General features: G+C 61.6%; 7 protein-coding genes. 5 read left to right on the top strand and 2 right to left on the bottom strand.

The window, feature by feature from the left end; translation table 11 throughout:
- Positions 1 to 154: 154 nt before the first annotated feature.
- From ACTJKM_RS23105 to ACTJKM_RS23085, 5 genes are all read left to right on the top strand, one after another.
- Positions 155 to 1,900 carry an HlyD family efflux transporter periplasmic adaptor subunit gene (locus ACTJKM_RS23105; RefSeq protein ID WP_440661024.1) on the top strand — a complete coding sequence of 582 codons (1,746 nt, stop codon included), beginning with the start codon at positions 155 to 157 and terminating at the stop codon, positions 1,898 to 1,900.
- Between the two features lie 10 nt (positions 1,901 to 1,910).
- Positions 1,911 to 4,058, top strand: a complete 2,148-nt coding sequence (locus tag ACTJKM_RS23100; RefSeq protein ID WP_440661022.1) for a peptidase M50 — start codon at positions 1,911 to 1,913, stop codon at positions 4,056 to 4,058.
- A gap of 110 nt (positions 4,059 to 4,168) precedes the next feature.
- Entirely contained in the window at positions 4,169 to 4,990 is an 822-nt protein-coding gene (locus ACTJKM_RS23095) for a SapC family protein (protein WP_440661021.1), read from the top strand.
- Between the two features lie 20 nt (positions 4,991 to 5,010).
- A complete protein-coding gene (locus ACTJKM_RS23090; protein WP_440661019.1) occupies positions 5,011 to 6,987 on the top strand; it encodes a preprotein translocase subunit SecA in 1,977 nt (658 codons plus the stop codon).
- A 4-nt stretch (positions 6,988 to 6,991) separates the two neighbouring features.
- Positions 6,992 to 7,852, top strand: coding sequence for an efflux RND transporter periplasmic adaptor subunit (locus ACTJKM_RS23085; protein WP_440636163.1), 861 nt, complete (start codon positions 6,992 to 6,994; stop codon positions 7,850 to 7,852).
- Positions 7,853 to 8,056: 204 nt separating this feature from the next.
- Here the strand turns inward: ACTJKM_RS23085 and ACTJKM_RS23080 are convergent, their stop codons facing one another.
- The gene (locus tag ACTJKM_RS23080) at positions 8,057 to 9,595 is read right to left on the bottom strand and encodes an HlyD family type I secretion periplasmic adaptor subunit (protein ID WP_440661018.1); all 1,539 of its coding nucleotides are present in this window, start codon (positions 9,593 to 9,595) and stop codon (positions 8,057 to 8,059) included.
- Positions 9,596 to 9,598: 3 nt separating this feature from the next.
- The gene (locus tag ACTJKM_RS23075) at positions 9,599 to 11,326 is read right to left on the bottom strand and encodes a type I secretion system permease/ATPase (RefSeq protein ID WP_440661017.1); all 1,728 of its coding nucleotides are present in this window, start codon (positions 11,324 to 11,326) and stop codon (positions 9,599 to 9,601) included.
- Positions 11,327 to 11,385: the final 59 nt, after the last annotated feature.

Below are 11,385 nucleotides of genomic sequence, written 5' to 3'. Positions count from 1 at the left end.
AACTGTCTGGCCACCGCGTGCCGGCATGACTGATCACATCGCCAGGGAATATGCACCACCGCCCCCGGTCGAAGGCCCGGGGGCGGTGAAGTATGCTATTTTGGATCAAGCACTCTGGCAAAAATTCCGCAATGCGACTGAGCCAGACGAATTCATGGAGACGTGGCTGGCTATACTCTGCCGGCAGATCTCAGGCGTCGCCAGCGGCATGGTCATGCTCGGGGAACCGGACACCGGGCCCTACACGCCGATCGCCTTCTGGCCGGAAAGGGCCGCCGACGAGGGGTTGACGGCCGCCGCCGAGAGGGCGCTGAGCCAACGCCAGGGCATCTCCACCGGAACGACCGGTAGCCGTACGGTGCAACTGATCGCTTCGCCGTTGATCGTCAACGAGCGCTTGTATGGCGCCTGCGCGCTTTCGCTTTCCGTCGAGCCTGCTGCCATCAACGCGGTGATGCGCAAGGTGCAATGGGCCTCCGGCTGGGTCGAGGTCCTGCTGAGGCGCCAACTCCAAGTCGAAAACGAAGAAATCAGCGAACGCAACAGGCTGGCCTTCGACATGCTTGCCGCGGTGATCGAGGCAAAAGGTTTCGCCGAAGCGGCCACCGCGCTCGTGACGGAACTCGCCATGCGGCTTGCCTGCGACCCTGTCAGCGTCGGTTTCGTCCGCGGACGGCGATGTCGTGTCGCGACGGTCTCGCATGCGGCAGGCTTCGGCAACAAAGTAAACATCATTCGCGACATCGGCGCGGCGATGGACGAGGCTGTCGATCAGCGCGCCATCGTTCTCTACCCGCCGCAGGAGCACTGGGAGTATCGTGTCCTTCGGGCGCACGAAGAGTTGGTCGAGACGCACAAGTGCGGAGGCGTGCTGACGATCCCCCTGCAATCTGGGCATCAGATCGTGGGCGCTCTGACGCTGCAGCGCCCACGCGGTAGTGCCTTCGACGAGACGACCGTCGACCTGTGCGATGCAGTGGCAGCGGTCGTCGGACCGGTACTTGAGGAAAAACGCCGCAACGACAGGAACGTCTTGGTGAAGCTTTGGGAGGCCGCCGCCAACCAGTTGCGGCTCCTGCTGGGCCCAGGCTATTTCGGCCGCAAGCTCGCGACGCTGATTGCCGTCGTCCTGGCCGGCTATTTCAGCGTGGCCACGACGGAATACTCCGTCACGTCTTCGGCCGTCGTTCGCGGTACAATCCAGCGAACCGTCGTAGCGCCATTCAACGGCTATGTATCCAGCCAGTCGGCAAGGGCCGGCGAAGTGGTCAAACAGGGGCAGATCCTGGCGCAGCTCGACGACCAGGATCTGACACTGGAACGGCTTCGGCTGACGACCACCCGACAGCAGAAGACGACCGAATATGACCGGGCGTTGATGCAGCACGAACGGGCCGAAGCGCTCATCGTCAAGGCGCAGATCGATCAGGCCGACGCCCAGCTCGCTTTGATCGACGAACAGCTCAAGCGCACCCGGCTGCTCGCTCCCTTTGACGGCTATGTCGTCAACGGCGACCTCAGCCAGTCGATCGGCGCTGCGGTCGAGCGCGGGCAGGAGCTCTTCACGGTCGCACCGCTCGAGTCCTATCGCGTCATCCTCGAAGTCGATGAAAGCGACATTGACGATGTCGAGATCGGCCGCCAGGGAGTCCTGCGGGTTTCCGCGCTTCCGCAGGAGACGCTCACCTATCGGATCGAGCAGATCACCGCGATCTCCACCCAGAAGGAGGGACACAATTTCTTCAAGGTCGAAGCAGCTCTGGATCATCTGAGCGATCGGCTTCGGCCTGGCATGGAGGGCATTGCCAAGACCTCCGTCGACGAACGGCTCCTGATCCGCGTTTACACCGACAAGATGGTGCAGTGGGCCTATCTCGCCGCGTGGCGCTGGATGCCGTGAGGGCGCGGACATGGAACGATCCTACTTCAGCTCATCCTGGTACCGCGTCGCGCAACTGAAGCTGGAGCTGCGCGGCCATGTACGCATCCATCGCACGGTCTTTCGTGATCAGCTCTGGTACGTGCTGCAGGACCGGACATCCGGGCGTTTCCACCGCTTCACGCCCGAGACCTATCTCATCATCAGCCTGATGGATGGCCACCGGACGATGCAGGCGATCTGGGACATCGCCTGCGACAAGCTCACCGACAAGGTCGTGACCCAAGATGAGGTCATCCAGCTTCTCGGGCAGTTGCACGCGGCGGACGTCCTGTTCGGCAATGTTCCGCCCGACATCAATGAAATCGCCGAGCGCGGCAAGAAGGCGCGCAATCGCAAGCTCTTGATGAGTTTCGGCAATCCCCTCGCCATTCGCTTCGGCCTTCTCGACCCGAACGAGTTTCTGAACGCCACCGCCATTGTCGGCCGGGTGCTGTTCTCATGGTTCGGCGCGCTCGTCTTCATCTGTCTTGTCGCCTATGCCGCCGTTCTTGCCGGCATGAGTTGGAACGCGTTGACCGTCAATGTGACCGACCGCGTTCTGTCAACGTCGAACCTCTTCCTGATGCTGATCGCCTATCCGCTCATCAAGACCCTGCATGAGCTAGGGCACGCCTACGCAGTCAAGCGATGGGGCGGCGATGTCCACGAGGTGGGTGCGATGATGCTGGTCTTCATGCCGGTCCCATATGTCGATGCATCCGACAGCCTGGCTTTTGCCAGCAAGTGGCAGCGCGCCCTCGTCGGTGCCGCCGGCATTTTCGTGGAAATGACGCTCGCCGCGGTCGCCCTCATCGTATGGGTCAATGCGCAGGAGGGGCTCGTGCGGGCCTTCGCCTTCAACGTCATGCTGATCGGCGGCGTGTCAACCTTGCTCTTCAACGGCAACCCGCTTCTGCGCTTCGACGGTTACTACGTCCTGAGCGATCTTTTGGAGATACCCAACCTCGCGAGCCGGGCCAATAAATATCTCGCCTATCTCGTTCAGCGCTACGCCTTCAAGATCGGCTCGGTCAATTCGCCGGCGACGGCGCCTGGGGAGGAGTTCTGGTTCGTTCTCTACGGCGTCTCGGCGTTCTTCTACCGCCTTGTGGTCACCGGCGCGATCATCGCGCTCGTCAGTCAGAAGTTTTTCATCGTCGGTACCTTGCTCGCCATCTGGGCGCTCATTCTGATGTTTGCAGTGCCGCTGGCAAAGGCTTTCTGGTTCCTGCTGACGAGCCCGCTCCTGCGGCGAAGCCGGGGCCGCGCATTCGCAGTGGTCGGCTCCGTCCTCGCCGCAGTCGCGCTGGGAGTCTTCGTGTTGCCCATTCCGCACGCGACTGTCGTACAGGGGATCGTATGGTTGCCAGGTGATGCAATCGTCCATGTTCAGACCGATGGTACGGTCGATGAAATCGCCGCCGCACCCGCCGCTGAGGTCAAGGCTGGCGATCCACTGATCCGGCAGGAGGATCCGCTGCTGTCGGCGCGCGTCGACCTGCTGCAACTGCGTGTCGCCGAGCTCCAACGGCGTCTTACCAAGCAGGATCTGTCGGATCTTGCCCATGCGAGCATGGTCAAGGAGGAACTGCGGCTTGCGCGTGCCGATCTCGACCTGACACGGCAAAGGCAGGAGAATTTGATCGTCCGAGCACCATCGAGCGGCACGCTGATCCTGCCCGACGATCGCGACCTGCCCGGCAAGTTCGTGCGACGTGGCAAGGTGATCGCCTACGTTGCGCACTTCGACAAGCCAACCATTCGGGTCATCGTCCCGGAGGAGGACGCCGACCTTGTCCGTTCGCAAACACGGGACGTAAGTCTGCGCTTCGTCGAGGATTTTTCGAAGATCTACAGGGCGGTCGTTGTCCGCGAGGTTCCGGCGCTAACCGACACATTGCCCAATGCGGCGCTCAGCACCGCCGGCGGCGGCGCCATTGCGCTCGACCCCCGCGACACGTCACAGCGGCGGGTGCTTGCCAATCTTTTGCATCTCGACCTGATGTTGACCGAGAGCCCGACCGTGCCTCGAATAGGTGGGCGTGTCTTTGTGAGGTTCTCTCACGGGTCCTCGCCCGTCGCCAGTAGAATTTATCGTTCAACGCGGCAGATATTCCTGCGTTTATTTAAAGTTTGACTGGACACGAAGTCTAATAAAGTGTTCGATCAAATTAGCCTGAGTAAAAATCTGGCGATTGCCTTTTATGATACCTGAGTGACACTTACAAGATACTAGAGGAAACCACCATGACAGCGCAACTTCTTTTCTATCAAGACGTGCATCCTGTCTCGGCAGATCGCCATAAGGATGTGTCAATTAAAACCGGAACTTCGTACAAGTTCGCAAAAGAAGTGAACTCGGTTCCGGTGACGGCCATCGAATTTGCTCAGGCTGCCGCCGAATATCCGATCGTCTTTGCCGGCACGGACGACACGGTGACACCTGCGGTGGTTCTCGGCGCCCAGCAGACGCAAAACCTCTTCGTCGGCGACGACGGTGCCTGGCTCGGCAAATATGTGCCGGCGTTCGTGCGCCGGTATCCGTTCGTCTTTTCAACGGACCGCAGCGGCAAGACGTTCATCCTTCACATCGACGAAAGTTTCGACGGCTTCAATCGCGAAGGCCGCGGCGAGCGCCTGTTCGACAGCGAGGGACAGCAAACCCAATACCTGAAGAGCGTGCTCGGCTTCCTGCAGGACTATCAGGCAAGACACCAGCGAACCCGCCAGTATTGTGAGCGGTTGAAATCACTGGGGCTGCTGCAGCCGATGCAGGCCCAGTTCAACCTCAACAGCGGCGAACGCCGGTCGCTTTCCGGATTCATGACGGTCAACCGTGAAAAGCTGAAAGCGCTGGCAAGCGAAGACCTGCAGGCCATGTTCGCCAATGACGAGCTGGAATGCACGTACCTGCATCTTCACTCGCTCAGGCATTTCTCCAGCATGCTGGAGCGCATGCCCGAAGCCGTGGATGCTGCCGGTAAGGGAGACGCTCCGCCCGCCGTACCGAAACAGCCGAAGAGCTACCGGAACGGCCAAGATGCGCCCGTCGAGGAAGCGAGCGCCTAAGGCGGATTGGGCAAGCGACCATGAATATTCTCGTCCCGAGCTGGTCGCCGCCTCCATTGGTCGTCTACCCCGAACGCCAGGACAGACCCGAGCACTGGCTTGACGGCATCGAGAAGATGGTAACCAGCGTTCCGCAGATGGTTGCCGGTCGTTTGCACCGGCGCCATCTGAGGGAACTTGTCCAGAAGATCAATGCGGCGGGAGCAGCCCTGGGCGACGAAACCAGGCAGGGGCTCGCTACGCGCATCAGCGAGGTCCGTGCAGCGCTGCGGTGCCATGGCCTCACCGATGCCAATATTTGTCTCGGCTTTGCGATCGTGCGCGAAGTTTCACAGCGTACCATCGGATTGCGCCACCTCGACGTGCAGATACTTGCCGGCCTTGCCATGCTGAAGGGGCGCGTGGCGGAGATGGACACGGGCGAGGGCAAGACCTTGACCGCCGGCCTGCCGGCGTCGATCGCGGCGCTTGCCGGGCTTCCAGTCCACGTCATCACCGTCAATGACTACTTGGCGGCGCGCGATCGGGATATACTTCGCCCCATCTACGATTTTCTTGGGCTGACGACTGGCCTCGTCAACAGTACTGTGCCAAGACCGGATCGGCCGGCCGCCTACGCGTGCGATATCGTCTATGCCAGCAACAAGGAAATCGCCTTCGACTATCTGCGCGACCGCATCACTTTCGGCGGCCAGCCACGGCCCGTTCACGCGAAGGTGAACCGCATGCTGGACGAGCGCCGGGGCCAAGAGCCACCTTTTGTCATGCGTGGACTGCATTTCGCCATCGTCGACGAAGCCGACAGCGTACTAGTGGACGAGGCGAGAACGCCGCTCATCATTTCCCAAGAAACGGACGCGGACGGCGAGCGGCAATGGGTGGAGCAGACCTTCGCGCTGATCGACGGCTTCAAGGAGCCGACCCATTATCTGCTGCTGGTCGACGAGCGCAGGCTGGAATTGACCGAAGCCGGAAAGGCCAAGCTTGCAGAACGTGCCGAGGCGATCGGCGGCATCTGGCGCAATCGCATCCGGCGTGAGGAGGCTGCCAGCCAGGCGCTTGTCGCGCTGCTGCTCTTCAGGAAGGGCGAGCACTATCTCGTCAGCGACGGCAAGGTGCAGATCATCGACGAGTATACCGGCCGCGTGATGCCCGATCGCTCCTGGAGCGACGGCCTGCACCAACTGGTCGAAGGAAAGGAAGGCTGCGCGATCACCAGCCGCAAGCTGACAATGGCGAGGATGACCTATCAGCGGTTTTTCCGCCGCTACCTCCACCTGGCGGGAATGACGGGAACCGCACGAGAAATTACCGAAGAACTCCGGCATGTCTACGGGTTGCAGGTCATGCGCATTCCCCCGAACGCGCCCTCACGGCGCACGAAACTGCCGACGACGATTTGCCCCACGCTCGACGACAAATGGCTTACGATCGTGCGACGCGTCCAGGAACTGCAAGCCGCCGGCCGCCCGGTCCTGATTGCGACGCGCTCAGTCTCGGCCTCCGAGGCAGTGAGTGTCGTACTGCAGGGGCAAGGGATCGAGCATCGGGTGCTCAATGCAGAACAGAGTTCGGAGGAGGCCGACATCATTGCGCAGGCCGGCGGCGTCGGTCGGGTGACGGTCGCCACCAACATGGCGGGCCGCGGCGTCGACATCGCCGTGGTCCCGCAGGCTCTCGCGCTGGGTGGCCTTCACGTTTTGCTCAGCGAACGACATGACGCGGGGCGCATCGACAGGCAGATGGAGGGACGAACCGCCCGCAAGGGGGACCCGGGAAGCACGGAAGCGATCCTGTCTCTGGAAGACCCGCTGCTTGATCTCATTCCCTGGCAGCCGCTGCGTCTGCTCGGTCGATGCGGAAAGCGTGCCCGGCTATTGCTTTTCGATCTGGCCCAGCAGCGGGCGGAACGAACGCATGCCAAGGACCGAAAGAACCTTCTGGCCCAGGATCGACGCCTGGGCACATTGCTGGCCTTTTCAGGCTTGGCGGAGTGACGCTATGACAAAAGACAAGACGGCCGAACAACGACCGGAAAGGCGCAGCAGGGCAGGGCGGATGCTGGCTGCTCTCGCCTCGCTTTGTGCTGCGCTGCCTCCTTCGGCGCAAGCTTTCGATTGCGTCATCGATCCCTCCGTCGTCGTCCGCGTCGGCAGCCCCGTCCCGGGCCTTTTGAAAGAGGTGCTGATCGCGCGCGGCGACCATGTGACCGAAAACCAGGTCATTGCCAGACTTCACGCCGATACGGAGCAGGCGACCGTGGCGCTGATGTCCGAGCAGGCCGCGAGCACCTCCGAAATCGAAGCGCAGAAGGCGCGCCTCGACCTAGCCCGTAGCCGCATGAAGCGGACCGAGGCGCTTCTCGCGCGTAACGTGGCCTCCACCGACAAATTGGAAGAGACCTTTGCCGAAATGGAAGTCATCAGGAAGGAACTCGCGACGGCGGAAACCCGCAAACGCAGCGCCGAGCTGGAACTGCGCCGGGCGCAGACGGTCCTTGAGCAAAGGACCATTCGCAGCCCGATCAGTGGCGTCGTTCTTGAACGGTCGCTCTTCGATGGCGAATATCTGGATCAGGACGGCAAGCTGGCGACCATCGCCAAGCTCGACCCGCTCTATGTCGAAGCCTTCATGCCGGTCAGCGAGTTCGGGAAATTGCGGGTGGGAATGAATGCGCAGGTGCTGCCCAAGGCCCCGATCAAGGGCAGCTTTACCGGCAAGATCAAGGTGATCGATCAGGTTCTGGATGCCGCAAGCGGCACGTTCGGGCTGCGGATAGAGCTCCCCAATCCGGACAATTACATACCAGCCGGGCATCGCTGCACGGTGAGCTTCGAAGGCGACGCCGCAAATCTCGAATAACGGCGAACATTCGGTCGATTCTCTTGCTCTGCTCGTGCATCAACAGGATTGCGACCGGTTTGCGGATACACCTGATAATTCTGATATTCTATTTTATTTACAATCTATTGCCGAAGATTCTTTAGATTTCGAATTACCTCCCATGAGTATCTCGGGCGAATTTCCGCATTCACGGTATTTTCATCAAGGACCAACAGCCCAGTTTCAGTTCTCGCGAAGACTTCGCCGGCTGCTGTCGAGTATCGGAGCAAGAAGGTACGCGAAAAGGCTCTGTTCACCGTCCATAAGCATGACCTCGGCCGGCATGCCGGGAATAAGGTTTACGTCCTTGAGCTTTGCGAGGTCCGCCGGAGCGACCGCCACTTTCGCCAGGAAATAGGTCACGCCCGTTCGCTCATCCGCTATCGCATCCGCAGAGATCGAGCGCAGCTTGCCATGAATGAGTGGCAGGCTACGTTGCCGATAAGCCGTGAGAATGACGCGGGCGGACATGCCGGGCCGGATGCGCTCGATGTCGGTCGGTCGAACCCGGGCGTCGATTACCATTCCACTGTCATTCGGAACGAGGTCGAGCAGCCGCTGTCCTGGCTCTATGACGCCGCTCTCCGTCGTGACGTGGAGATTCATCACCGTGCCGGCAAGCGGAGCGCGAATAACAGTGCGCCTGAGTATGTCCTCGCGCGACGGCAGCTGGCTCTTGAGTTCCGCCAGGATCCGGCGCATCTCGGCGAGCTCCGCTCCGATCTTTTCCTGGCGCTCTTCGGTTATGGTAAGCAGCTGTAGCCTGGTTTCTCCAACGGCTTGTGCATTCTCGGCGATCTTGGCGCGGTTGGCTGCCTTCGCGGCCACGATATCGGCACGATGACGCTTGAGAGCCAGTAGTCGCGGTTTGCGCTCCAGGTTCTGTTCGAGAAGTTTCTGGGAGGCCGATATTTCTTCGTTAACCAATGTGATCTGCTCGGCTTCAGCGGCGATCACCTCCCGCAGGCCAGCGTTCTGCTCCTCGAGTTGGCGAATGCGCGCCTCCAAGATCTGGATGCGTCCCTGATGCGCTGCACGCCGGCTCACGAACAATTGCCGCTGCCCCTCCATCAATCGCTGCAGGCCCGTGGAACTGTTGCTGATGAGAAGGTCGGGGAAGCTGATTTCGGCAGCGTCGGTTCGCTCGGCCTCGAGTCGGGCCTCGGTCGCAAGAACGTGCACAAGTCGCTCCCGGACTTCCGCCTCGAGGGACCTCGCCTTCGTGCCATCGAGCGTAATCAGCGGATCTCCAGCCCTGACCACGTCACCCTCGCGGACGTGGATCGAGCGAATGATCCCGCCTTCGAGATGCTGAATGGTCTTGCGATAGCCGTCGGGGCTGACGACGCCCGGGGCGAGGGCCGAGCTCGCCAGAGGGGCGAGGGCTGACCAGCCGCCCAGCACCAGAAGGAACAGCGTTATCGTCAGGAGCGCCAGACGTCGCGGCATCCTGGTGGCAGCCGCGAGCGCGTTTGACGACTTTTCGGCGCTGCGGCGCATGCCAAAGCGTAGCATCCGCGCGAGGGCGAAAACAGTGACTGCTGCAATAGCTAAAACGATGAGTTCAATGGCTGTTTCGCTCAATGCGAGGCCGGCAAGCGACAACTGGTCACGGATTGCGGCGATCATCGCGGCATAACCGGCCAGAAGCCTGTCAATGGCGTGGGATAGTTGCATTTGAACGTTGCTAACAACAACGCTGAGATCCACCTGATCAGACATGCTTCATTCCCCCGCGGAAAGGCGGTTCTCACCGCCGAGGACCTGCGATGGCTCCTCGGGACGAACAGCCTGCAAGGGCCTCGTTGCCGTCAATCCGGCCGGCTGTACCTGCCGCACCATCTGCTCGCGCGGGCCGAAGCCTGCAACGATGCCGTTGTGAAGTGCCAGGACCTTATCCGCGCACTTCAGCACCGAAGCCCGGTGGGTGACGATCAAGACGGTCGTTCGCAGCTGCTTGAGTGTCGTCAGCACTTCGATCAGAGCTCGGTCTCCGGCCTCGTCCATGTTCGCATTCGGCTCATCCAGGACGACGAAGGCCGGATCGCCATACAAGGCACGCGCAAGACCGAGGCGCTGCCGTTGGCCCAATGAGATACGCTGCGAGTGCAGCGCGATTTCGGTTTCGTAGCCGTCCGGCAATGAGAGGATCAGTTCATGCACGGCCGCGATCTGCGCCGCCCGGATCAGCGCGCTGCTGTCCACCTCACCGAAACGTGCGATGTTCTGGGCCACAGTGCCCGGCAGGAGTTCGACCTGCTGCGGCAAATAGCCGATATGCGGACCGAGATCCTCCGGATCCCAGTCGAAAACGTCCGCCGCGTCGAGCCTGACGTGACCCTTGGTCGGTTTCCAAGCGCCGACAGCGAGGCGGCAGAGGGTTGATTTGCCAGCGCCGGATGGCCCGACTACGGCACAGTTCTCGCCCGGCTGAATCGCGAAGCTGACGGCATTGAGGACCGGTTCCTGACTGCCGGGAGGGACATAGACCACGTTCTCGAAAGCGAGCCCGCCTTTGGGGCGGGGGAGGACGACGCGGTCGCACGCATCGCGTGACGTGCCGGCGAAGAGCTCCTTCAGGTTTGCATGCGCGCTCCGCGCTGCGACGAAGGCACGCCAGGCGCCGGTCGCCCGTTCGATCGGGGCGAGCGCTCGGCCCATGACGATTGAGCCTGCAACCATGGCGCCCGCGGTTATCTCGCCGAGAAGGACGAAGTAGGCGCCGACAGCCAGGATGGCAATTTGCAGGATCAGCCGGAGGCTGCGCGAAATCGAAAGGATCGTGGTGGTCCGATCGGCCAATAGCTGCTGTTCGGCCACCACCTCGGCCTGACGACGGCGCCAGCGCTCGAAGACGGCCTGCGCCATGCCGAGCGGCGCGATCGTCTCGCCAGCATCGACATAGCGCATGGCATTCTCCTGGTGGGTTTTGGTGACGGCTGCGACGCGCTTCTGCCGGTCCCGCGTCAAGGCGTCGTTTGCCAAGGCGAGCCCCAGCAGGACGACCGCACCGGCCGTGGCGACCAAGCCCAGTGCCGGGTGCAGAGCCCAGATGAAGGCGAGGAAGATCACGCTCCAGGGCATGTCGAGAAAGGCGAGGACAGCGTCGCCTGCATAAAAGGTCCGCAGATCTGCCACGTCGCGGGTGCCGGCGCGCCCCTCCTTTCCGGCGAGCCGCACGTCCATGGCGCGCCTCAGCATCGGCACGTTGAGTTCGCCGTCGAGCCAGCCGGCGGCGCGGCTGAGAACCACGCGCCTTGCCTGCTCGAGCGCACCGTAGATTACGATGGCAAAGATCGCGATCAGCGTCAGCCACAGGAGCGTGTCCAGAGATCCGCTTGACAGCACCCGGTCATAGACCTGCAGCATGTAAATGCTGGCGACGAGGAGCAGAAGATTGAGAAGGCAACTCAGCACAACCAGTAGGGGTATCTCCCGGCGTACAGCGGCCATGACCTCCGCGAGACAGGTGGTGCTTGTATGAGGTAGCATTCAATGACCTTCCGTGACTG

The organism is Ensifer sp. 22460 (assembly GCF_052044935.1).
GTDB lineage: Bacteria > Pseudomonadota > Alphaproteobacteria > Rhizobiales > Rhizobiaceae > Ensifer.
Note: the sequence above shows the minus strand (reverse complement) of the source record. Positions and strands in the feature narration are given on the sequence as shown.

Coding starts and splice junctions, on each gene's coding strand:
- ACTJKM_RS23105 (WP_440661024.1), top strand. CDS start 155: ATGGAGACGTGGCTGGCTATACTCTGCCGGCAGATCTCAGGCGTCGCC.
- ACTJKM_RS23100 (WP_440661022.1), top strand. CDS start 1,911: ATGGAACGATCCTACTTCAGCTCATCCTGGTACCGCGTCGCGCAACTG.
- ACTJKM_RS23095 (WP_440661021.1), top strand. CDS start 4,169: ATGACAGCGCAACTTCTTTTCTATCAAGACGTGCATCCTGTCTCGGCA.
- ACTJKM_RS23090 (WP_440661019.1), top strand. CDS start 5,011: ATGAATATTCTCGTCCCGAGCTGGTCGCCGCCTCCATTGGTCGTCTAC.
- ACTJKM_RS23085 (WP_440636163.1), top strand. CDS start 6,992: ATGACAAAAGACAAGACGGCCGAACAACGACCGGAAAGGCGCAGCAGG.
- ACTJKM_RS23080 (WP_440661018.1), bottom strand. CDS start 9,595: ATGTCTGATCAGGTGGATCTCAGCGTTGTTGTTAGCAACGTTCAAATG.
- ACTJKM_RS23075 (WP_440661017.1), bottom strand. CDS start 11,326: ATGGCCGCTGTACGCCGGGAGATACCCCTACTGGTTGTGCTGAGTTGC.